21 protein-coding genes are annotated in these 22,065 nt (G+C 72.5%); 12 read left to right on the top strand and 9 right to left on the bottom strand.

What is annotated here, in order from left to right:
- Window positions 1–120 precede the first annotated feature (120 nt).
- Complete coding sequence (locus DSM104329_RS24605; RefSeq protein ID WP_259312501.1) at window positions 121–600, bottom strand: molybdopterin-binding protein; 480 nt, start codon at window positions 598–600, stop codon at window positions 121–123.
- Between the two features lie 68 nt (window positions 601–668).
- On the opposite strand from DSM104329_RS24605, the gene DSM104329_RS24600 reads away from it, so the two are divergent.
- The gene (locus DSM104329_RS24600) at window positions 669–1,499 is read left to right on the top strand and encodes a formylglycine-generating enzyme family protein (RefSeq protein WP_259312500.1); all 831 of its coding nucleotides are present in this window, start codon (window positions 669–671) and stop codon (window positions 1,497–1,499) included.
- Here DSM104329_RS24600 and DSM104329_RS24595 read toward each other — a convergent pair.
- Window positions 1,480–2,298: a Stf0 sulfotransferase family protein gene (locus DSM104329_RS24595; RefSeq protein ID WP_259312499.1), complete on the bottom strand. Its 819-nt coding sequence runs from the start codon at window positions 2,296–2,298 to the stop codon at window positions 1,480–1,482. The genes DSM104329_RS24600 and DSM104329_RS24595 overlap by 20 nt on opposite strands.
- 54 nt (window positions 2,299–2,352) lie before the next feature.
- Here DSM104329_RS24595 and DSM104329_RS24590 point away from each other — a divergent pair, with 54 nt between their 5' ends.
- Window positions 2,353–3,681 carry a sulfatase family protein gene (locus DSM104329_RS24590; protein WP_259312498.1) on the top strand — a complete coding sequence of 443 codons (1,329 nt, stop codon included), beginning with the start codon at window positions 2,353–2,355 and terminating at the stop codon, window positions 3,679–3,681.
- Here DSM104329_RS24590 and DSM104329_RS24585 read toward each other — a convergent pair.
- Genes DSM104329_RS24585 through DSM104329_RS24565 form a run of 5 tightly spaced genes read right to left on the bottom strand, consistent with a single transcriptional unit; the run spans window position 3,678 to window position 8,432 of the window.
- On the bottom strand, window positions 3,678–4,124 hold the full coding sequence (locus DSM104329_RS24585; protein WP_259312497.1) for a type II toxin-antitoxin system RatA family toxin: 447 nt from the start codon (window positions 4,122–4,124) through the stop codon (window positions 3,678–3,680). The genes DSM104329_RS24590 and DSM104329_RS24585 overlap by 4 nt on opposite strands.
- A 16-nt stretch (window positions 4,125–4,140) precedes the next feature.
- Entirely contained in the window at window positions 4,141–5,502 is a 1,362-nt protein-coding gene (locus tag DSM104329_RS24580; RefSeq protein ID WP_259312496.1) for a TrpB-like pyridoxal phosphate-dependent enzyme, read from the bottom strand.
- A 13-nt stretch (window positions 5,503–5,515) separates the two neighbouring features.
- Window positions 5,516–6,064, bottom strand: a complete 549-nt coding sequence (locus DSM104329_RS24575) for a YqgE/AlgH family protein (protein ID WP_259312495.1) — start codon at window positions 6,062–6,064, stop codon at window positions 5,516–5,518.
- An 8-nt stretch (window positions 6,065–6,072) separates the two neighbouring features.
- Window positions 6,073–7,221 (bottom strand): FUSC family protein, encoded by a 1,149-nt coding sequence (locus DSM104329_RS24570; protein WP_259312494.1) that lies wholly within the window; start codon window positions 7,219–7,221, stop codon window positions 6,073–6,075.
- Window positions 7,222–7,244: 23 nt separating this feature from the next.
- Complete coding sequence (locus DSM104329_RS24565; RefSeq protein WP_259312493.1) at window positions 7,245–8,432, bottom strand: MFS transporter; 1,188 nt, start codon at window positions 8,430–8,432, stop codon at window positions 7,245–7,247.
- Window positions 8,433–8,549: 117 nt separating this feature from the next.
- Here DSM104329_RS24565 and DSM104329_RS24560 point away from each other — a divergent pair, with 117 nt between their 5' ends.
- From DSM104329_RS24560 to DSM104329_RS24545, 4 genes are all read left to right on the top strand, one after another.
- Complete coding sequence (locus DSM104329_RS24560) at window positions 8,550–9,893, top strand: HD-GYP domain-containing protein (RefSeq protein ID WP_259312492.1); 1,344 nt, start codon at window positions 8,550–8,552, stop codon at window positions 9,891–9,893.
- 694 nt (window positions 9,894–10,587) lie between these two features.
- Window positions 10,588–10,809 (top strand): hypothetical protein, encoded by a 222-nt coding sequence (locus DSM104329_RS24555; protein WP_259312491.1) that lies wholly within the window; start codon window positions 10,588–10,590, stop codon window positions 10,807–10,809.
- A 69-nt stretch (window positions 10,810–10,878) separates the two neighbouring features.
- On the top strand, window positions 10,879–12,270 hold the full coding sequence (locus DSM104329_RS24550) for a sensor histidine kinase (protein ID WP_259312490.1): 1,392 nt from the start codon (window positions 10,879–10,881) through the stop codon (window positions 12,268–12,270).
- The gene (locus tag DSM104329_RS24545) at window positions 12,267–12,950 is read left to right on the top strand and encodes a response regulator transcription factor (RefSeq protein ID WP_259312489.1); all 684 of its coding nucleotides are present in this window, start codon (window positions 12,267–12,269) and stop codon (window positions 12,948–12,950) included. Before DSM104329_RS24550 ends, DSM104329_RS24545 begins: the two co-directional genes overlap by 4 nt.
- A 312-nt stretch (window positions 12,951–13,262) precedes the next feature.
- Here DSM104329_RS24545 and DSM104329_RS24540 read toward each other — a convergent pair whose 3' ends face one another.
- Window positions 13,263–15,155 (bottom strand): acyl-CoA dehydrogenase family protein, encoded by a 1,893-nt coding sequence (locus DSM104329_RS24540; RefSeq protein ID WP_259312488.1) that lies wholly within the window; start codon window positions 15,153–15,155, stop codon window positions 13,263–13,265.
- A 54-nt stretch (window positions 15,156–15,209) separates the two neighbouring features.
- On the opposite strand from DSM104329_RS24540, the gene DSM104329_RS24535 reads away from it, so the two are divergent.
- Together DSM104329_RS24535 and DSM104329_RS24530 are read left to right on the top strand one after the other, a co-directional pair.
- Entirely contained in the window at window positions 15,210–15,869 is a 660-nt protein-coding gene (locus DSM104329_RS24535; protein ID WP_259312487.1) for an AzlC family ABC transporter permease, read from the top strand.
- Entirely contained in the window at window positions 15,866–16,177 is a 312-nt protein-coding gene (locus tag DSM104329_RS24530) for an AzlD domain-containing protein (RefSeq protein WP_259312486.1), read from the top strand. Before DSM104329_RS24535 ends, DSM104329_RS24530 begins: the two co-directional genes overlap by 4 nt.
- Window positions 16,178–16,317: 140 nt before the next feature.
- Here the strand turns inward: DSM104329_RS24530 and DSM104329_RS24525 are convergent, their stop codons facing one another.
- Window positions 16,318–17,397 (bottom strand): magnesium and cobalt transport protein CorA, encoded by a 1,080-nt coding sequence (locus tag DSM104329_RS24525; protein ID WP_259312485.1) that lies wholly within the window; start codon window positions 17,395–17,397, stop codon window positions 16,318–16,320.
- Between the two features lie 187 nt (window positions 17,398–17,584).
- Between DSM104329_RS24525 and DSM104329_RS24520 the strand changes: the two genes are divergently transcribed.
- The 4 genes from DSM104329_RS24520 to kdpB are packed head-to-tail and all read left to right on the top strand — an operon-like array spanning window position 17,585 to window position 22,062.
- Window positions 17,585–17,674 carry a potassium-transporting ATPase subunit F gene (locus DSM104329_RS24520; RefSeq protein WP_259312484.1) on the top strand — a complete coding sequence of 30 codons (90 nt, stop codon included), beginning with the start codon at window positions 17,585–17,587 and terminating at the stop codon, window positions 17,672–17,674.
- On the top strand, window positions 17,671–19,410 hold the full coding sequence (gene kdpA / locus DSM104329_RS24515) for a potassium-transporting ATPase subunit KdpA (RefSeq protein ID WP_407655948.1): 1,740 nt from the start codon (window positions 17,671–17,673) through the stop codon (window positions 19,408–19,410). Before DSM104329_RS24520 ends, kdpA begins: the two co-directional genes overlap by 4 nt.
- A gap of 10 nt (window positions 19,411–19,420) precedes the next feature.
- On the top strand, window positions 19,421–20,002 hold the full coding sequence (gene kdpC / locus DSM104329_RS24510; protein WP_259312482.1) for a potassium-transporting ATPase subunit KdpC: 582 nt from the start codon (window positions 19,421–19,423) through the stop codon (window positions 20,000–20,002).
- On the top strand, window positions 19,999–22,062 hold the full coding sequence (kdpB, locus tag DSM104329_RS24505) for a potassium-transporting ATPase subunit KdpB (protein ID WP_259312481.1): 2,064 nt from the start codon (window positions 19,999–20,001) through the stop codon (window positions 22,060–22,062). The genes kdpC and kdpB overlap by 4 nt, the downstream gene beginning before the upstream one ends.
- The last annotated feature ends 3 nt before the right edge of the window (window positions 22,063–22,065 follow it).

Here is a 22,065-nt window from a genome sequence, read left to right as displayed (position 1 = left end):
CACCGGGACCGACGCAGCACTGTCCCCCGCCACGGCACACTCATATTGTCGTCCGTCAGCTCAAGAACTTGAGCCCGGAGACGAAGATCAAGGATCTGCCGGCGCGAAACTCGCGCGCGCTCAGTCCACCCGCAGCGTCACCCGGTGGACCGCGTGGTCGGCGAAGCCGCCGAGGTTCGGGGCGGGGCGCTCCGGCTGGGTGCGGCCTGCGGCGTCGGTCGCGCGGACGGCCACGTCGTGCGTTCCCGGACCCGGGCTCCAGGGCACGTGCCAGCGCGTGAGGCCCCAGCGTCCCGTTCCCGGCTCGAGCTCGGCCGGCTGCCACCGCCCGTCGTCCACCGACACGTCGGCCCGCGCGATCGGCGTGCCGTCGCTCCACGCGATGCCGCGCAGCGCGTGCGCGTCGTAGGCGGTGACGAGCGCGTGCACGGGCGGCGCGGTCATCCGCCGCCCGGGGCGGTCCGCCTCGCCCGGCGCCACGAAGCGGTGCTCCTCGCGCTCCCGGTAGCCGGTGAACGGGTCGCGCCGTGTGCCGAGCGGCGTCGCGCGCCATCGGGCGGCCGGGTCGTCGGCGAGGATGTCGGCTGGTTCGGGTGTCACGTCGAGCATGCCTACTAAATTAGTGGAGATTTGGGACGGGACGGTGAAACGGACGTTACGCTGGACCGGTGGCGGCCCATCGCGACACGCTCATCGCGCTGCAGGGTGGTGCGTTCCTCATGGGGACGGCCGACGAGGACGCCCATCTCGCCGATCGCGAAGGCCCGCCGCGCGAGGTGGAGGTGGCGCCGTTCGCCATCGACGCGTTCACGGTCACCGTCGAGCGCTTCGCCGACTTCGTGGCGGACACCGGCCACACGACCGACGCCGAGCGCTTCGGCTGGTCGTTCGTCTTCGCCGGCCTGCTGCCCGGTGACTTCCCGCCCACGCGCGGCGTCGCCGCCGCGCCGTGGTGGCGGCAGGTGCACGGTGCGGACTGGGCCCATCCCGAGGGCCCGCAGTCCACCGCCCGTGACCGCCTCGACCACCCCGTCGTCCACGTCAGCCAGGCCGATGCGCTCGCCTACTGCGGATGGGCGGGGCTGCGCCTGCCCACCGAGGCCGAGTGGGAGTTCGCCGCCCGCGGCGGCCTCGTCCAGGCGCGTTATCCGTGGGGCGACGAGCTCACCCCCGGCGGCGAGCACCGCGCGAACATCTGGCAGGGGACGTTTCCCGAGCACAACACGCTCGAGGACGGCTACCTGGGCACGGCGCCCGTCGGCGCGTTCGCGCCCAACGGCTACGGCCTGCACAACGCGTCGGGCAACGTGTGGGAGCGGGTCGCCGACGCCTTCGAGCCGTCGCCGGGCACGTTCGTCATGCGCGGCGGCTCCTACCTGTGCCACGACTCCTACTGCAACCGCTACCGCGTCGCCGCGCGCACCGGCGACACGCCCGACAGCTCCTCGGGCAACGTCGGCTTCCGCTGCGCGGCGGACCTCACCACGTCGAGCGGCTGAGCGCGGCGGCGCCGGCGAAGCGCTCGACCCAGCTCTGGGAGCGCCCGTTGGACTGGCGGCGCAGCGGCGGGGCCGGGAGCTCGATCCCGTCCGCGTCGGCCGCGCCGATGTAGCGCAGCGCACGCCGCATCGTCACCTCCCAGTGCTCGACGAGCTCCTCGTAGACGATCGTCAGCGGCGCGATCCCCTGGGCGGCGAACAGCGTCCCCCACCGGTCCTCCTGCTCGGTGAGGCGGCGGACGAGGTGGTCGATCGCCGCGCGGTGGAAGACGGGCTCGCGGTCGGCGTCCGTGAACGTCTCGCCGTCGCGCCAGCTCTGGGTCTGGATCGCGGTCCACAGCGACACGGCCTGCTCGACCTTGCCGAGCCGGACCACCCGGATGTACCGGGGCCGCGGGAAAGCGCCGGCGAGCACGTCGAGGTCGCTGTCGCCGGCGTAGCCGACCTCGCGCAGACGGTCGGCGAACTCGCCCAGGTAGCCCCACATGAGCTTGGCCGAGAACACGCCGTTCGGCGTCGTCCCCTCGCGGCGCGCCCAGGCGAGGTACTCGCCGTACGTGCGTGAGCGGGCGAGCTCGGGGGCGGGCTGCTGGTCGAAGCGCGGCAGAAGCGCCTCAAGCTCGGGCGTCAGCTCGTCGAAGTACTCCTGGGGCTGTCGCGGCAGATCCGTGCCGCGGAGGGCCTCGAAGTACTCGGCGGGGCGCCCGGCGACGCCGGTCGCCGACAGCGCCTCGCAGAACAGCGTGCTCCCGCTCCGTGGGGTGGCACAGACGAAGACCGACTCGGCTGGCGGTGACATGTCGCGCAGTTTACCCACTAAGTCAGTAGAGATTGCTAATTTAAGGGCCCTCCCGTGACCGCTACCCCCAACGTCCTCTATCTGCACTCGCATGACACCGGGCGATACGTGCAGCCCTACGGCCACGCCATCCCGACGCCGAACATCCAGCGGCTCGCGGACCAGGGCGTGCTGTTCCGCCAGGCCTTTTGCGCGGTGCCCGCCTGCTCGGGCTCGCGGGCGGCGCTGCTCACCGGCGAGTACGCCCACACGAACGGCATGCTCGGTCTCGCGCACCGCGGCTACGCGCTCAAGGACTACTCGCACCACCTGACCCATCCGCTTCGCGCGGCCGGCTACTGGACGGCGCTCGTCGGCGAGCAGCACATCAGCACTGATCCCGGGATCATCGGCTACGACCACGTCGTCGACGTCGACGACACGCACGTCGAGACGATCGCCCCGGCCGCCGCGGAGGTCCTGCGGACGCGGCCGAAGGACCGCCCGTTCTTCCTCTCGATCGGCTTCTTCGAGACCCACCGCGACTTCTTCGAGCCCAGCTCCGTGCGCGACGCGCTGTATTCGCAGCCGCCCTCGAACATGCCCGACACGCCGGAGACACGGCGCGACATGGCGGCGTTCAAGGCCAGCGCCCGCCGGCTCGACCAGGGTGTCGGCTCTGTCCTCGACGCGCTCGACCTGTCGGGCGCGGCGGACGACACGCTGGTCATCCTGACCACCGATCACGGCCTGCCGTTCCCGGGGGCCAAGGCGACGCTCACCGATCGCGGCCTCGGCGTCATGCTGATCATGCGCGGCCCGGGCGGCTTCCACGGCGGCCGCGTCGTCGACGCGATGGTCACCCAGCTGGACCTCTTTCCGACGATCTGCGACCTCGCGGAGATCGAGCATCCCGCGTGGCTGCAGGGGCGGTCGCTGCTGCCGCTCGCCGGGCGCCAGGCCGAGGAGCTGCACGACGCCGTGTTCTCGGAGATCACCTACCACGCGACCTACGAGCCGCAGCGCTCGGTCCGGACCCGCCGCTGGAAGTACATCCGCCGGTTCGACGACGACCTGCGCCCGCGCCTCGCGAACACCGACGACAGCCCGACGAAGGACCTCCTGCTCGAGCACGGGTGGGCCCAGCGGCCCGTCGCCGCCGAGCAGCTCTACGACCTCGTCTTCGACCCGGGCGAGATGGCCAACCTGGCCGCCGATCCGGCCCACGCGCCCGTCGTCGCCATGCTGGGCGAGCGTCTGGAGACCTGGATGCACGAGACCGGCGACCCGCTGCTCGACGGCCCCGTCGCGCCCCTGCCCGGCTCCCGGCTGAACCTCACGGACGCGGTGTCGGCCGGCGAGCCGACGGTCGTCGCGGGCGAGGGCGTCGCGCTCGGCTCCTAACGCCGCTCGGCGCGGGTGCGCAGCCCCTCGGCCGCATCGTCGACCAGCGCCTTGCGCACGCGATCCTCCGCCGGCCCGCGCACGAGCATGCCGAGCAGCCGGCCCGGGTCGACCTCGAGCCGGTACGTCGCGCGGGTCCGGCCGCCGCCGAGGTCGTCGAAGCTCCAGCGGCCGTACAGCGACTTCACGTCGCCCTTCTCCTGCGACCAGTCCATCGCGGTGTGCGGGTCGTAGGAGAAGCGCAGGAACGAGCGGATCGTCTTGACCTTCGCGTCGGAGATCGTCTCGACGTGCACGGCACGCCCGGCGGCGTCGCGCTCGAGGATCGTCACCGACTGCAGCGAGCCCTGCCACTCGGGCGCCTGCTCGAGGTCGGCGGCGATCGCATAGACGTCCTCGATCGCCGCGGCGATCTCCACGGTGTGCTCTCCGGTCAGCGCCATGGGTCCAGAATATGGGTCAGGCGATCGCCGGCGTCTGCGGCAGCCGGGCCAGCGCGGCCTCCATGTCGGCCTCCGAGAACTCCGGGTCCTCCAGGTTCCCGGCCAGGTACGCGTCGTAGGCGGCCATGTCGAAGTCGCCGTGGCCGGACAGGTTGAAGAGGATCACGCGCGCCTCGCCGGCCTCGCGCGCCGCCTCGGCCTCGTCGATCGCCGCGCGGATCGCGTGCGAGGACTCCGGCGCGGCGATGATGCCCTCGGTGCGCGCGAACTGCAGCGCCGCCGCGAAGCACGTGTTCTGGCGGTAGGCGCGCGCCTCGACGAGCCCCTCCTTGACGAGCGCGGACACGAGCGGCGAGTCGCCGTGGTAGCGCAGCCCGCCCGCGTGGACGGGCGGCGGGACGAAGTCGTGGCCGAGCGTGTACATCGGCATGAGCGGGGTCAGCCCGACCGTGTCGCCGAAGTCGTAGCGGTAGGCGCCGCGCGTGAGCGTCGGGCAGGCGGCCGGCTCGGCGGCGATGAACAGCGTCTTCGCCTCGCCGCGCAGCACCCGGCGCAGGAACGGGATGGCGATCCCGCCGAAGTTCGACCCGCCGCCGACGCACGCGATGACGACGTCCGGCTCGTCGCCGGCGAGCTCCATCTGGGCGATCGACTCGACGCCGATGACGGTCTGGTGCAGCAGCACGTGGTTGAGGACAGAGCCGAGCGAGTAGTTCGTGTCCTCGCGCTGGGCGGCGATCTCGACGGCCTCGGAGATCGCGATCCCGAGCGAGCCGGTCGGATGCGACGCCTGCGACCGGCCGGCCTCCGTGCGGTCGCTCGGCGAGCGGTGCACGGTCGCGCCCCACGTCTGGATCATCGAGCGGCGGTAGGGCTTCTGGTCGTAGGACGAGCCGACCATGAACACCTCGCACTCGAGGCCGAACAGCGCGCACGCGAAGGCCAGCGACGAGCCCCACTGCCCCGCGCCGGTCTCGGTGCTCAGGCGCGTGATCCCGGCCTGCTTGTTCGCCCAGGCCTGCGGGACGGCCGTGTTCGGCTTGTGCGAGCCGGCGGGGGAGACCCCCTCGTACTTGTAGTAGATGCGCGCCGGCGTATCGAGCTCGCGCTCCAGGCGCCGCGCGCGGAACATCGGCGTCGGGCGCCACAGCCGGTAGGCCTCGCGGACCTCGTCCGGGATGGCGATCTCCGGCTCGGCCGAGACCTCCTGCTCGATGAGCGACATCGGGAAGATCGCGGCGAGGTCCTCCGGGCCGGCGGGCTGCATCGTCGCGGGCGACAGCGGCGGCAGGGGCGGCCCGGGGAGGTCCGCCATCAGGTTGATCCACTCCGTCGGGATCTGGTCCTCGGAGAGCAGGAACTTCGTCGGCTCGGCCATGCGAGGAATCCTCTCAGTTCATCGAGGGGTCGTCGGGCATGCGCGCCAGGAGCGCGTACGTCCCGCCGAGCGCCTGCAGGGCGTTCGGCCACAGGTCCTCGGCGTCCTCGGCGAACGGATCGCCCGCCGAGAGCGGGGCGACGATCCAGTCCTCGCGCTCGAGCTCGGCGTCGAGCTGGCCCGCGCCCCAGCCCGAGTGGCCGAGGTAGGCGCGCAGGCGCCGCGTCCGCGTCGGGAGATCCTCGAGCGTCGCGCCGTCGGTGACGAGCCCGAGGTCGCCCTCGATCATCAGCGACTCGCCCGGGTCCTCGAACTCGGCGAGCAGCACGACGCTCTGCTCCTGCACCGGACCGCCGATCCACAGTCGCGGGGGCGGGGTGGAGGCGAGCGTCTCGCCGAGCTCGGGCAGCGCCTCCAGCGCGTCGACCGGCGACGCGCGGTTGAGCACGAGGCCGAGCGCCCCCTCGGGCGAGTGGGCGCACACGAGCACGACCGTGCGCCTGAAGTTCGGGTCAAGCAGGGTCGGTCCGGCGATGAGCAGCTGTCCGCGCAGTGAGTCCATCGGCTCCTTCACACCCCCAGTCTCGCGCGTGCGTCGCGGACGGCGGCGCGCGCCTCGTCCCCGCTCATGCCGAGGCTGCGCAGGAGGTCGACGGCGGTCGAGCGGATCTGGCCGACGATGACGCTCGCCGACAGGTTCCCGGTCTCCTCGAGCGCAGCGGTCGAGCGCGCCGCGGCGCGCAGGGCGGCGTCGCCCACCCGCCCCGACGGGCTGCTGCCCGCCAGCTCCCCGGGGAGCGCGCGCACCGCGGCGGCGAGGTCGCGGACCGCGTCGATCGCATGCGGCGGGACGCGCTCGCCGAGCTCGGTCGCCCGGATCGCCCCGCGCGCGAGCACCCGGCTGTTGCGCACGGCGAGGTCGATCTGCTCGTAGGCGACCGAGTACGCGTCGAGCGGGCCGCGCGCCCGGCGCGGCGCCAGCGAGAACGTCGTCACCTCGTGGCCGGTGCTGATCGCCTCGCGCAGGCGCGCGCTCGCCGGATCCATCGCCCGGCCGCGGCGCAGCGCCGCCTTGGCCGCCTCGGGATCGCGGTCCTGCAGGGCGGCCGCCACGTCGTCGAGGACCTCGGCGAGCTCCTCGAGCAGCGGCTCGGCCTCGCGGCGCACGATTCGCAGCGGGTCGGTCGGGATGACGGCGGTGATGAGCAGGCCGACCGCGCCGCCGATGAGCGCGTCGACGAAGCGCGCGCCGGAGAAGCTCGTGTTCGGCCCCTGCAGCGTGGCGACCAGCACCGCGGAGACGGCGCACTGGTTGACGAACAGCGGCCCGCCGCCGACGAGGACCGCGGCGCTCATCGCGAGCGCCACGACGATGACGATCTGCCACGCGCCGGTGCCGATCCCGAGGACGATGAGGTCCGCGATGCCGATGCCGATCGCGACCCCGGCCGAGAGCTCGACGGCCCGGCGCCAGCGCTGGCCGTACGTCAGGCCGAGCGTGAGGATCGCGGCGATCGGGGCGAAGAACGGGTGCGCGTGGCCCGCGATCTGCGTCGCCGCGAGCCAGGCGAGCCCCGCGCCGACCGCGCACTGGGCCACGGTGAGCCACGTCCCGAGCAGGCGGTCGACACGCTCGCGCATCGAGCTGCGCGACCGGCGCGCCGCCGCGTCGATCAGGTCGCCGGGCGGGCGCGTGAGACGGTCGCGGACGGTGGCCACCCACCGACCGTACCCCCGCGCGGTCAGCCTGAACGGGCGGTGGGGGCGATCCGGCGCGCCATCGCGATCGCCACGACGATCACGCCGGCCCCCGCAACGAGGTACGCCAGGCGCGGCGACCACAGCGCGGTCAGCACGCCGCCGGCCAGGAACCCGGCGCCGGGCGCGGCGGCCGCCACCGATTCGAGCAGCCCGACGACCCGGGCCTGCAGCCCTTCGGGCAGCGCCTCCTGGACCGCGGTCAGCACCGACACCCACTGGACCCCGTTGCCCGTGCCGCCGACGACCGACGCGACGCAGGCGAGCACGATCCCGGGTGCGGCGGCCAGGCCGATGTAGCCGGCGCCGACCAGCAGGGTCGAGCCGACCACCAGCAGGCGGGTCGGCCGCTCGCGCACGCGGGCGAAGACGGCCGACCCGAGCACGAGTCCGACGCCCCACGCGGCGAGCAGCACGCCGTAGCCGACGTCGCCGGCGTCCAGCGTCTCCTTCGCGTAGACGACCTCGATCGGGATGACGAGAAAGAAGAAGACGAACGCGACCGCCTGGGCGGCGATGAGCGTGCGGATCGGCTCGCGGCGCACCGCGGCGACGCCCTCGCGGACGCGGGCCGCCCAGTGCGCGCCGCCCGGATCCTCCGCAGCGGCCGGCGGCAGGTCCCGCGCCACGAACAGCAGCGCGGCGATGAGCGCGAACGACGCCGCGTCGACCCACAGCGCCGCGGCCGCGCCCGCGGTGCCGACGAGGATGCCCGCCGCCGCGGGGCCGGCCGCCGACGTGACCGCGAAGGCCGCGTTGAGCAGGGCGTTGCCCTCCCGCAGCGCGCGGTGGGGCAGGAGCAGCGCGGCCACCGCGGCGCGGGAGATGCCACGGCCGGTCAGCGCGAGCGTTCCGTCAGCGAACGCGAGGACGAGCACCGCCGCCAGCGCGAACGTGCCGCCGGCGATGAGCGCCAGCCCGGCGAAGGCGAGCGCCTCGAGCACGTAGAGCGCCGGAAGCGAGCGGTTGACGGCCCGGCGGTCGAGGCGGGCGGTCAGCCAGGGGGCCGCGAGCGCGGGAAGGAAGCGCGCGCAGACGAAGAGCCCGGCGGTCGCCAGGGCCGAGTCGGTTCCGTCGAGCACGAGGATCGCCAGGGCGACGACCCCCAGGTTGTCGCCCAGCTCGTTGACCGCGTACGAGAGCGCCAGACGCGGGAAGCCCGCGACGCGCATGGGTGCCCGGTGCTCCCCCAAGAGGGACGGCACGTTAGGGGATCGGGGTGCGCGTCGATCGCACCGCGTCCGACCCGTTACTCAACTTCTCCGTTGCATCGACCGATAGACGCGGGTGTGCGACGGACAACCCTGATCGGCGGACACCTCGCCGTGCTGGTCGGCGCGCTGTCGGTCGCGGTTCTGACGTCGCGCGCGAGCGACTGGCGGCCGCTCGCCCTCGTCATCCTGCTCGCCGCGCTGGCGGTGCTCAGCGATGCCCTGAGCATCGAGACCCGCGGGCAGCGGCTCTCGGGATCCTTCATCGCGCTCGTGCTGGCGATGGCGTTCCTCGGGCCGGCGCCCGCCGTCGCGATCGCCCTGTTGACGATCGGCGTCGACGCCGCCCGCGAGCGGCTGTCCCGGGCCCGCACGCTGAGCAACGTCGTCACGTACGCGCTCTTCCCGCTCGTGGGCGGCCTGCTCGCCCGTGGGGCGCAGGAGGCCGGCGCGGACCCCGCCGGCCTCGCCTATGGCTTCGTGGTCTTCGGCGTCTACGTCGCCACCATCACGCTGAACTTCGCGCTCACGGCCCTCGGCGGCCGCCTGTGGCTGGGCTACGGCATCGGGATGCAGGTCCGCCGGGTCCTCGTGCCGCTGCTGCCCTCGGAGCTGGCCGCCGCGACGCTCGTGCTCGCGTTCTCGGTCATCTACATCAGCATCGGCATCGCCGCCTTCGCCGTCCTCGTCGTCGCGCTCGTCGCCTTCCAGTTCCTGACGCGGGCGCTGCTCGAGTCCGAGGAGCGGGCCGAGCAGCTCGAGACCCGCACCACCGAGCTCGCCGCGCTCCAGGTCGGGGCGCTCGCCGCGCTCGTCCAGACGCTGTCGCTGCGCGACAAGATGACCGCGCGCCATTCGGCCGCGGTCGCGCGCTACTCGCGGGCCATCGCGCTCGCGGCGGGCTGCACGCCCGAGGAGCAGGAGCTCGTCCACACCGCCGGGCTCCTGCACGACATCGGCAAGTTCATCTTCCCTGACCGCATCCTCTTCGCCGAGGCCCGGCTCAGCGACGACGACTGGCAGATCGTCAAGCGCCACCCGGCGCAGGGCGCCCGGGTGGTCGGCAAGGTCGCGGGCCTCGCCGCGGTCGCCGAGATCATCCGCTGCCACCACGAGCGCGTCGACGGCGCGGGCTACCCGCGCGGCCTGCGCGGGGAGGAGATCCCGCTGCTGTCGCGCATCATCTCGGTCGCCGACACCTACGACGTGATGACCGCGCGCGATTCCTACCGCACCCCGGTCTCCCGGCAGGAAGCGATCGCCGAGCTGCGCCGCGTCTCGAGCACGCAGCTCGACGGACGGCTCGTCGAGGCGTTCATCGACCTGTTGCTCGGCTCCTCCGTCGCCTTCCAGCACACGACGGACGCCGACTTCGAGGCCGAGCTGGACCTCGAGGCGCGCGTGCGCGCCTTCGTCGCCTGATCGACGCGACGCGACGCGACGCGACGCCACGACGCCACGACGCCACGACGCCACGACGCCACGCCACGCGACGAAGTTCGCGCGTTCAAGCTCAAACATTCGTCCAGAATTCGGCCGAATGCTCGAGTGAAGCTGGCTGGACGTCCGGGACCGCGCCTACAGTGGCGCCATCGCAGGAAGCACAGAGCGGGCGCTGCAACGCCCGCTCTGCTCACGGCGAATCGGATACCAACGTGACGCCGCACGGACATGCGGCGGGAAGAGGAGCGCCACCATGGGCTTCAAGCTCTGATCGAACAGCGCCTGCTCTTCGAACAGGCGACCAGAGGGCGTCCCCCAGGGGGCGCTCTCCGTGTTTGTCGGCCGGGGCCGGGCGGGAATCGAGTCCTGCAAGGTTCATCTCAACGGTTGTTCGATGCCAGGCCCCCAAGGAGGGTGAGGGATCCCCGCAGGATTCGACAGCGAGCTGGCGCGCATCCGCGCCGCCGAGCCTCACGGCCTCGGCCCGCCGCTGCGGGCGGTCGCGCGGCTCGCGCAGGCGTTCGCCGAGCTCGATCCGGCGGCCGAGGATGCGTTCGGGCGGCGGCGGCACGTCGCTGGGGCGCGGCGGCTCGCTGCCCTCGCGGCGTGTGCGGCCGGCGGCACCCATGGCGCCTTCGGCGACCGCCCCGGGCTCGAGGAGGCGCTGGCCCGAGTGGCCGCCGACATGCGGGCGCGGGCGCGCTGGCCGGAGTTCCACGGTGCACAGGCCCTCGGGGAGGTGGCGCGCACCGCGCTCGCGCTCCCGGCGCTCGCCGACGACGAGGACTGGCAGCTCAGCGCGATCGCCTACGCCGACGAGGCGCTCCTGCGCGAGTTCTATGACGCGTGCGTGACGCTGGCCGGCGGGGCGCTGCGCATCGCCGAAGCGGGCTGAGCGCCCGCGAGCGCGCCAGCCGCCCCGTCCGCACCGAGCCGCTGGGTCCGAGCGCTACGCTCGCATCCCATGGACGGAGCTCGGGACGCAGCGCCGTCGATTCTGACGGGTGCCCTCGTCGCCGCTGCGCTCGTGGCGGCGACCACGATCGTCCTGTATCCGCTCGAGGACATCGCCCCGGTCGCCACCCTCGGGGTGGTCTACCTGCTCGCGGTGATCGTCGTCGCGACGTTCTGGCCGGTCTGGCTCGCCGTCGTCACGACCGTGGCCTCCGCGGCCGCGTTCAACTTCTTCCACCTCCCGCCCACGGGGCGGTTCACGCTCGCCGAGCGCAACCACTGGCTCTCGCTGGCGGCGTTCGTCGTGGTCGGCCTGGCGACCTGCAGCGTCGCCGCCGTCGCGCGCCGGCGGGCGGTCGAGGCCGAGATGCGCCGCGAGGAGGCCGACCTCGCCGCGGAGGCCGCGCGCCTGCTGCTCGGAGAGCGCGACCTCGAAGACGCTCTGAAGCTGGTCGCCGAGCGGGTCGCCACCGGGCTCGGCCTGCCATCGGCGGCGATCGCGCCGGCCGGTCAGGACCCCGGGCCGAACCGTCAGGCCCTCGCGCTCGGCGCCGGGGCCGAGCTCGTCGTGCCGGCGGAGCTGACGCCCGCGGTGGCCGGCCGGCTCGCCGAGCGGATCGTCCCCGCACTCGAGCCGGTCGTCGCGGCGGCGCTGGAGCGCGAGTCGCTGCAGGCCGAGGTCGTGGAGACCGCGGCGCTGCGCCAGAGCGACGTGGCGAAGACCGCGGTGCTGCGGGCGGTCTCGCACGACCTGCGCTCGCCGCTGACGGCGATGGTCACGGCCGGCGAGGCGCTGCGCTCGCCTGCGCTGGAGGCGGCCGAGCGCGACGAGCTCGCTTCGGTGGTCGTCGACGAGGGTTCGCGGCTGTCGCGCCTCATCGAGAAGCTGCTCGACCTGTCGCGGCTGCAGTCGGGCACGGGGACGCGGCGTCCCGAGCTCGTCGAGGTCGAGGACCTGCTGCGCGAGGCGGCGCACGCCGCCGGCGGCGCGGACCGCTTCGAGCTGTCGCTCGGGGCGCTGCCGCCGGTGCGCGCGGACGCCGCGCAGCTCGAGCGCGCCTTCGCGAACCTCCTGGAGAACGCCGCGCGCCACAGCGGCGGGCACCCGGTCATCGTCCGCGCTCGCGCACAGCGGGATCGGCTCGTCATCCGGGTGGTGGATCGCGGCCCCGGCATCCCGCGCGCTGAGCAGGAGCGGATCTTCGAGCCGTTCTATCGCGGGGGCGGAGGCGGGGGCGGCCGCGGAGGCGGGCGCGACGCGGGCGCGGGGCTCGGCCTGGCCATCGTCCGCGGCCTCGTCGAGGCCAACGGCGGGCGCGTGTGGGTCGAGTCGCTGCCCGGTCAGGGCTCCTCGTTCGTCGTGGCGCTGCCCATCGAGCGCGCGGAGGCGCTCGCGCGGTGAGCGCCCCCGGCCCGCGGGTGCTCGTCTGCGACGACGAGCACCAGATCCTCCGCGCGCTGCGGGTCATCCTGCGCGAAGCGGGCTTCGAGGTGATCGAGGCGGCGACCGCCGAGGAGGCGCTCGACCGGGCGGCCGTCCGCCCGCCGGACGCCGCGATCGTCGACCTGGTCCTGCCCGACGGCGACGGCGTCGAGGTCTGCCGGCGCCTGCGCGAGTGGTCGCAGATGCCGATCATCGTCCTGTCGGCGATCGGCGACGAGGACGAGAAGGTCCGCGCGCTCGAGGCCGGCGCCGACGACTACATCGTCAAGCCCTTCGGGCCGCGCGAGCTCGTCGCGCGCCTGCAGGCGGCGCTGCGCCGCGCCGGCGGCGACCCCGACGAGCCGGCGGTCCGCGTCGACGGCCTCGAGGTCGACCTCGCGGCGCGGCGCGTGCTCGTCGACGGCGCGGAGGTCCACCTCACCCCGACCGAGTTCGAGCTCCTGCGCACGCTCCTGCGCCAGCGCGGCCGGCTGCTCACCCACCGCCAGCTGCTCACGTCCGTGTGGGGCAGCGCGTACGGCGAGGACGTCGCGGTCCTGCGCGTCCACGTCGCCAACCTGCGCCGCAAGATCGGCGCTCGGTACATCCGGACGGACCCGGGGGTGGGGTACCGGTTCGACGACCGCGCCGGGGGATGACGGCGGTGCCGAGCTCAGCGCGGCACGTCGGCCCGCGTGCGGGCGTGGTGCGCGGCATCCGAGGGGAACGCAAGGGGTCGCGTCGCCGCTCGCGTGGGCGGTCCTGTCGCGGTGACGGCGTAGGGCGCCGTGATCGCGGGTCGCGTCGCCGCGTCGCGTGGGCGGTCCTGTCGCGGTGACGGCGTAGGGCGCCGTGATCGCGACAGGATCGCCGCGGCGGCCCGGTCGCGCGCAAGGGGCGCGGCGTGTTGACGTCGCATATGGACGTGAACCCGCTCTGGCCCTTGGCGCTGAGCGCCGCCCCGCAGCCGCCTACTTCGTCGCTTCCTCGAACTGCCTGCGTGCCGACGGCTCGTGCTCGGGGATCATCGGGCCCTCGCCCGCCGGGTCGAGCACGTCGTCCTCGAACCACGTGTATCGGCCCGCGAGCAGGTGCTGCGCCGTCTGGTACTGCGCCGCGTCGTCGTTGGACCACAGCTCGCCGAAGAGCCGGTCCGCCCGCCGGCGCGCCTGGCGCGCGAACAGCGCGGCCAGCTCGCGCGCCTCCTCGCGGTCCAGCGTCGTCGCGTACACGCACGCACACGCGATCGCGTAGAGCTCGGCGCCGATGTCGACGATGCGGCCGAGCAGCTTGCCGCGCTGCTCCAGCGACGCCTGGTAGCGCCCCATGAGGTAGAAGGTCGACCGCGCGAGCTTGCGCGACCCCCGCTCGACGTAGCGCATGTGCTCGGCGAGCGGGCCGAACTCCTCGAAGGAGCCCGGCTTCATCCCCGAGCCGACCGCCAGCTTCGGGAACCACTTCGCGTAGAACGCGCCCGCCTTGCCGGCGGCCTTCGCCTTCTCGGCGATCGCCGTCTTCGGGTCGAGCACGTCACCGGCCACCGCGAGGTGCTGGTCGACCGCCTCGCGGGCGATCAGCAGGTGCATGATCTCCGTCGAGCCCTCGAAGATCCGGTTGATGCGCATGTCGCGCAGCAGCTGCTCGGCGGGCACCGGCTTCTCGCCGCGCCGGCGCAGCGACTCCGCGGTCTCGTACCCGCGCCCGCCGCGCACCTGGATCATCGCGTCGATGACCTGCCATCCGAGCTCGGAGGCGTAGAGCTTGGCCAGCGCGGCCTCGATGCGGATGTCGTTGCGCTTGTCGTCGGCCAGGCGGCTCGAGACGTCGACGACCGCCTCGATGCCGAACGCCGAGCCGGCGATGAACGCCAGGTGCTGCGCAACCGGGTCGTGCTCGCCGATCGGCACGCCCCACTGCCTGCGCTCGCCCGACCACTCGCGCGCGATCTTCAGTGCGTACCTGCTCATCGCCGAGCAGATCGCGGGCAGGGCGAGCCGGCCCGTGTTCAGCGTCGACAGGGCGATGCGCAGCCCCTTCCCCTCGCCGGCGATGAGGCTGTCGTTCGGCACGAAGACGTCCTCGAAGCGCGTCAGCGAGTTCTCGATGCCGCGCAGGCCCATGAACTCGTTGCGCGCCTCGACGGTGATGCCCTGGGCGTCGTAGGGGCAGATGAACGCGCTGATCCCGCCGCGATGGCCGTCGCTCTTCGGGACGACCGCCATCACGATCACGACGTCGGCGATCGCGCCGTTCGTCGCCCAGAGCTTCACGCCGTTCAGCCGGAAGCCGCGGCCGTCCTCGGTCGGGATCGCGGTCGTGCTCATGCGCGCGGGGTCCGAGCCGACGTCGGGCTCGGTCAGCAGGAAGGCGGAGACGTGCGTGCGAGCGACCTTCGGCAGCCACTCGCTCTTCTGCTCCTCGGAGCCGAACATGCGCAGCGGCTCGGGCAGGCCGATCGACTGGTGCGCGGACAGCAGCGTCGAGATCGACGAGTGCCAGGTGCCGGCCAGCGCGAGCGCCTTGTTGTAGTAGACCTGCGAGAGGCCGAGCCCGCCGTACTCGACGGGGACCTTCATCCCGAGCGCGCCGAGCTGCTTGAGCCCGTCGAGCACGTCGCCGGGGATCTTCGCGTCGCGCTCGATCTGGAAGGGGTCGACGCGCTCGGTCAGGAACGCGCGCAGCCGGCCGAGGAACTCCTCGCCGCGGGCGGTGACCTCGGGCGCCTCGCGCGGCTGCGGATGGATCAGGTCGGGCCGGAAGCTGCCGAGGAAGAGCTCCTTGCCGAACGACGGCTGGGTCCACTCGGTCTCGCGGCTCTCCTCGGCGACCTGCTTGGACTGCTCATACGTGGGGTTCGCGGCCATGGCCGTTGGATACCCGATCCGTGAGTCAACCGACGGCTAACGTCCCGCCATCGGATGGAGGAGACGCCAAGGCACACCCTGCGCGACGGGCTGCGCGCGGCCCTGCCGCTGCTGGTGCCGACGCTCGTGCTCGGCATGTCCTTCGGGGTCCTCGCACAGCCGGTCGTGGGGTCGGCCGCCGGCAGCATCATGTCCGCGATCGTCTTCGCCGGCGGTGCCCAGTTCGCGGCCACGAGCGTCCTGGAGGCCGGCGGGGCGGCCGGGGCCGCGATCGCCGCCGGCCTGCTCATGAACGCGCGCTTCATCCCGATGTCGTTCGCGCTGGCGCCGTGGCTGCGCGGAAGCCGCGCTCGGCGCGCGGTCGAGTCCCAGGCGATCGTCGACGCGTCGTTCGTCATCGCCGGGCAGGGCGGCGGGCGCTTCGACCGCGAGATCCTCGTCGGCGCGACCGTGCCGCAGTGGTGCTGCTGGGTCGGCGGCACGGTCGCCGGGGTGCTGCTCGGCGGGGTGATCCCGGACCCCGCCCAGCTCGGCTTCGACGCGATCTTCCCGGCGTTCTACCTCGCGCTGCTGGCCGAGGAGGCCCGCGACCGGATGGCGATCGCGGTGATCGTGCTGTCGGCGGCGATCACCCTCGCGCTGATGCCGGTCGCGCCCGCGGGCGTGCCGGTCGTCGCGGCCTCGGCGGCCGCACTGATCGGACTGCGCCGGTGACCGCCGTCTGGGTCACCATCGCCGGGCTGACGATCGGCGGGTTCCTGATCAAGGCGTCCGGCCCGCTGCTGCTCGGCTCCCGCACGCCGTCGGAGCGCGCGCTCGGCGTGATCGTCCTCGTGGCGCCCGCGGTGCTGACCTCGCTCGTCGTCTACCAGACGTTCGGCGGCCACCCGACGGGCCTGACGATCGACGCGCGCGTGGCCGGGCTCGCCGCCGCCGGTCTGGCCATCGCCGCGCGCCTGCCGATCATCGCGATCATCGTCATCGCGGCGGTGGTCACGGCCCTCGCGCGGCTCGCGTTCTGACGGCGGCCGAACCGCCTATACCTCGATCCGCGCCCCCACGATCACGGTGCGGTGGCGCGGGAGCTTGACGTCGTCGGATGCGTCGACCGCGATGTGGGAGGTGGCGATGAACAGGCGCTTTCGCCGGCGCTTGAGGCCCGTCAGAGCCAGCCGGCGCGACGGAACTGGCGGTAGAGGAGCGCGCACACGACGAGGACCACGAGGATCACGGCCGGATAGCCGAACCTCCAGTGCAGCTCCGGCATGTGATCGAAGTTCATGCCGTACAGCCCGAAGACCATGGTCGGCACCGCGAGGATCGCGACCACCGCCGAGATGCGACGCATGTCCTGGTTGTCGCGGGTGCTGAGCTGCGCGAGGTTCGCCTGCAGGGCGCCGTTGAGCAACTCGTCGAAGGCGGCGATCTGCTCGATGTCGCGCAGCAGGTGGTCGGTCACGTCGCGGAAGTACTCGGCGACACGGTCGTCGAGCCCGAGCGTCGCGCCGCCGTCGGCCAGCCGCTGCATCGGCGCCGCCAGCGGCGCGACGGCGCGGCGGAACTCGATGACTTCGCGCTTGAGCCGGTAGATGCGCTCCGCCGGGTTCGAGCGCGTGCCCGAGAAGACGTCGGCCTCGAGCTCGTCGAGGTCGACGGCGACGCCCTCGATGACCGCCTCGTAGTCGTCGACGACGCGGTCGGCGACGGCGTACAGGATGGCGCTCGGACCGAGGTCGAGGAGTTTCGGGTGCGCTTCGACGTCTCGGCGCACGCCGGCGAGCGGTCTGCCCTCGCCGTGGCGCACGGTCACGACGAAGCGGCGCCCCACGAACACCGCGAGCTCGCCGATCTCCACGAGCTCCGAGCTGTCGACGTAGCGCGCGGTCTTGAGCACCATCAGCAGCGTGTCGCCGAAGCGCTCGAGCTTGGGGCGCTGGTGCGCGTGGACGGCGTCCTCGACCGCAAGGGGATGCAGCCCGAAGCGACGCCCGATCTCCTCGACCGCGTCCGAGCTCGGGTCGTGCAGGCCGATCCAGACGAAGCCGTGATCGCGCTCCACCGCCTGCTGGACGGCCTGCTGCACGCTCAGGCGCCCGCCGCGCCGGCAGCCGTCCTCGTAGAGCGCGCAGTCGACGATCGCGGCGCCGGCCGAGCGGCCGGGCGCCGGCTCGGGCGGCTGGACGACGGTCGCGCGCTCCTCGCGGCGCGGAAGCGGAAGCCAGGACGATCGGTCGCCGGGCACGGTAGGAGCGTAAACCCCAGCGCCTGCCTCCGATGGCCTTTACACAATCTGTACGGGCGGGCCCCGGAGCTTCATGCCGGCTTGACGAGAGCGGACCTAGCGTCGCGGTCATGGACTTCCTCGCCATCGCCATCGGCGTCGTCGTGTTCGTCGTCCTGTACCTCTCGATCGAGGCCTTCGACCGGGTATGAGCGGCGCCGACCTCATGGGCCTGATCGTGTCGGGCCTCGTCTTCGTCTACCTCCTCTACGCGCTCCTGCGCGGCGAGCGGTTCTGATGCTCCAGGGATGGATCCAGATCGCCGTCTTCTGCGCGATGATCGTGGCCGCCGTGCCGCTGCTCGGCGGCTACATGGCGAGGGTCTTCACCGGCGAGCGGGTGCTCCTGACGCCGGTGCTGGCGCCGGTCGAGCGCCTGCTGTACCGCATCCTGCGCGTCGATCCCCAGCGCTCCCAGGGCTGGAAGTCCTACGCCGGGACGCTCATCGTCTTCTCCGCGCTGTTCTGGCTGCTGCTGTACCTGATCCTGCGCACCCAGACCATCCACCCGTGGAACCCGGAGGGGTTTCACTCGGGCACCTGGGACCTGTCGTTCAACACCGCCTCGTCGTTTCTGACGAACACGAACTGGCAGTTCTACGGCGGCGAGACCACGCTCTCGTACTTCAGCCAGATGGCCGGGCTGGCCGTCCAGAACTTCATCTCGGCCGCCGTCGGCATCGTCGTGGTCATCGCGCTCATCCGCGGGATCGCCAACAGGCGCAGCGGCGAGCAGGGGCTCGGCGTCTTCTTCGTCGACCTGACGCGCGCCGTCCTCTACGTCCTGCTGCCCATCGCGATCGTCGCGACGATCCTGCTGATCTCCCAGGGCGCGCTGCAGACGCTCGGCGGCTCCGTGCACTTCACCTCGCTCAACGGCACCGACTCCAAGCTCGCGGTCGGCCCGGTCGCCTCCCAGGAGGCGATCAAGATGCTCGGGACGAACGGCGGCGGCTTCTTCAACGTCAACTCGGCGATGCCGTTCGAGAACCCGAGCCAGCTCGCGAACTGGATCGAGATGTTCCTCATCCTCTGCATCCCCGCCTCCCTGACCTACACGTACGGGCGCATGGTGGGCAGCCGCCGGCAGGGCTGGTCGATCTTCACCGCCATGGCGATCCTCTTCGTCGTCTCGGTGGTCATCGTCTACGTCGCCGAGTCCGACGTGACGCCGGCCCAGCACCTCGCCGGCCTGCACGGCGTCGGGAACATGGAGGGCAAGGAGGTCCGCTTCGGGATCGCCAACTCGTCGCTGTTCACGGCCATCACCACCGTCGTCTCCTGCGGTGCGGTCAACTCGGCCTTCGAGTCGCTGACCGGCATCGGCGGCCTCGTGCCGATGATCAACCTGAGCTATTCGGAGTCGGTCTTCGGCGGGGTCGGCACCGGTCTGTACACGATGCTGCTCTACGTCCTGCTCGCCGTATTCATCGGCGGCCTGATGGTCGGGCGCACGCCGGAGTATCTCGGCAAGAAGATCGAGGCGCGGGAGATCAAGCTCGTCAGCGTCGCGGTGATCTTCACGCCGCTGATCGTCCTGTTCTTCACCGGGCTCGCCCTGGCCACGAAGTACGGCGCCCCGTCGATCTACGCCTCGGGACCCCAGGGCTTCAGCCAGACGCTCTACGCGTACATGAGCCAGGCCAACAACAACGGCTCGGCATGGGCCGGCTACACGGGCTACCTCCAGCCGGTCGCGGGCAACGTCGGCGCCCACGGCGTCACGTTCGCCGACCTCATGGGCGGGTTCTCGATGCTCCTCGGCCGCTACATCCCGATCGTTCTCGTGCTCGCCGTCGCCGGGACGCTGGTGCGCAAGAAGGTCGCGCCCGCGGGCCTGGGCACGCTGCGCACGGACACGCCGACGTTCGTCGGGATGAACATCTTCGTCGTCGTCCTGATCGGCGCGCTGACGTTCTTCCCCGCCCTTCTCCTCGGCCCGGTCGTCCAGGGCCTGACCAACCAGTTGTTCTGAGAGAGACGCCATGAAGAAGACGCTCATCAGCTCCGTGGTGGCGGTCGTGGTCTTCACGCTGCTGCTCGGGCTCGCCTATCCGCTCGTCATGACCGGGATCGGCCAGGTGGCGTTCCCCGGCAACGCCAACGGATCCCAGATCGAGCGCGACGGCAAGGTCGTCGGCTCGAAGCTGCTCGCGCAGAAGACGACCGGACCGCGCTGGTTTCATCCGCGCCCCTCGCAGACGGGCTATGACCCGGCCGCGACGTTCTTCTCCAACCGCGGCCCGAACCAGCGGTCGGCCAAGGCGTTCTACGACGCGCAGGCCGCCAGGTACCTCCGGCGCGAGCGCCCCTACAACCGCGATCTGACGGTGGCGGACATACCGATCGATGCCGTGACCACCTCGGGCTCCGGCGTCGACCCGCTCATCTCCAGGGATAACGCCGAGATCCAGGCCCGCCGCGTCGCGGCGGTGCGCAACATCCCGCTCGACCGGGTCAAGCAGCTCATCGACGACCACACCAGCGGCCGGTTCCTCGGCTTCGTCGGTGAGTCCGGCGTGAACGTGACCGAGCTCAACCTCGCTCTCGACACGGAGGCTCGATGACCCCCCATCGTTCCAAGTCCCTGTTCTACGCGGACATCCTGCGGCCGGCGATCATCGGATCGTTGACCAAGCTGGATCCGCGGGTGCAGCTCCGCAACCCGGTGATGTTCGTCGTCGAGGTCGGCGCCGTGCTCACCACCATCGCCTGGCTCGTCCAGGCGGTCGGCGGCGCGCCGGTCGGCGGTGGCCACGAGCCGCCGTGGTTCACGTTCACCGTGGCCGTCTGGCTCTGGCTGACCGTCGTGTTCGCCAACGTCGCCGAGGCGCTCGCCGAGGGCCGCGGTCGAGCGCAGGCCGCGTCCTTGCGTGCCATGCGCAGCGAGACGACCGCCCACCTGCAGGACGGCACGAGCCGTCCGGCCTCCGAGCTGCGCCGCGGCGACGTCGTGGTCGTCGAGGCCGGCGAGGTCATCCCCGGCGACGGGACCGTGATCGAGGGCATCGCCTCGGTCGACGAGTCGGCGATCACCGGCGAGTCCGCGCCGGTCATCCGCGAGTCCGGCGGCGACCGCAGCGCGGTGACCGGCGGCACGCGGGTGCTGTCGGACCGGATCGTCGTCGAGATCACGCAGGAGCCGGGTCGGTCGTTCCTCGACCGCATGATCGCGCTCGTGGAGGGGGCCGAGCGGCGCAAGACCCCGAACGAGATCGCGCTGAACATCCTGCTCGCGAGCCTGACGCTGATCTTCCTCGCCGTCATCGTCACGCTGAAGCCGATCGCGCAGTTCGCCGGGACCGAGATCTCGATGACGACGCTCATCGCGCTGCTCGTCGCGCTCATCCCGACCACCATCGGCGCGCTGCTGAGCGCGATCGGCATCGCCGGCATGGACCGCCTCGTGCGCCGCAACGTCCTCGCGCTGTCGGGCCGCGCGGTCGAGGCGTCCGGCGACGTCGACGTGCTGCTGCTCGACAAGACCGGCACGATCACGCTCGGCAACCGCCAGGCCGCGGAGCTCATCCCGATGCCCGGCGTCAGCGAGGCGGACCTCGCCGAGATGGCCCAGCTGTCCTCGCTGGCCGACGAGACGCCCGAGGGCCGGTCGATCGTCGTGCTGGCCAAGCGGTACGGCATCCGCGAGCATGAGCTCGCGGCGCACGAGGCGCGCTTCGTGCCCTTCACCGCGCAGACGCGCATGAGCGGGGCGGACCTCAACGGCTACCGCCTGCGCAAGGGGGCCGCCGACGCGATCGTGGCGTGGGTCGAGTCCGAGGGCGGTCAGGCGCCGCGCGAGCTCCAGGGCGAGGTCGACCGGATCGCCCGCGAGGGCGGCACCCCACTGGCCGTCGCGCGCAACAGCCAGGTGCTGGGGGTCGTGCATCTCAAGGACACCGTCAAGGAGGGGATGAGCCGGCGCTTCGAGCAGCTGCGCGCGATGGGCATCCGCACCGTGATGGTCACCGGCGACAACCATCTGACCGCGGCGAAGATCGCCCGCGAGGCGGGCGTCGACGACTTCCTGGCCGAGGCCACGCCGGAGCGCAAGCTCGAGCTCATCCGCGCCGAGCAGGCCGAGGGCCGGCTGGTGGCGATGACGGGCGACGGGACGAACGACGCGCCGGCCCTCGCCCAGGCCGACGTGGGCGTGGCGATGAACACCGGCACCCAGGCGGCGCGCGAGGCGGGCAACATGGTCGACCTCGACTCCAATCCGACCAAGCTCATCGAGATCGTCGAAGTGGGCAAGCAGCTGCTGATCACGCGCGGCGCGCTGACGACGTTCTCGATCGCCAACGACGTGGCGAAGTACTTCGCGATCCTGCCGGCGATCTTCGTGGCCACCTACGCCGCGACGGGCGACTCGACGGGCCCGCTCGACAGGCTCAACGTCATGAACCTGGGCACGCCGGAGTCGGCGATCATCTCCGCGATCGTCTTCAATGCGCTCATCATCCCGCTGCTCGTGCCGCTGGCGCTGCGCGGGGTGCGCTACCGGGCGCTCGGCGCCACGGCGCTGCTGCGCCGCAACCTCCTGCTCTACGGGCTCGGCGGGCTGATCGCGCCGTTCGTCGGCATCAAGCTGATCGACCTCGTGGTGCACAACGTGCTGGGTGCGTAGGCG

It is taken from the genome of Capillimicrobium parvum (genome assembly GCF_021172045.1).
GTDB lineage: Bacteria > Actinomycetota > Thermoleophilia > Solirubrobacterales > Solirubrobacteraceae > Capillimicrobium > Capillimicrobium parvum.
Note: the sequence above shows the minus strand (reverse complement) of the source record. Positions and strands in the feature narration are given on the sequence as shown.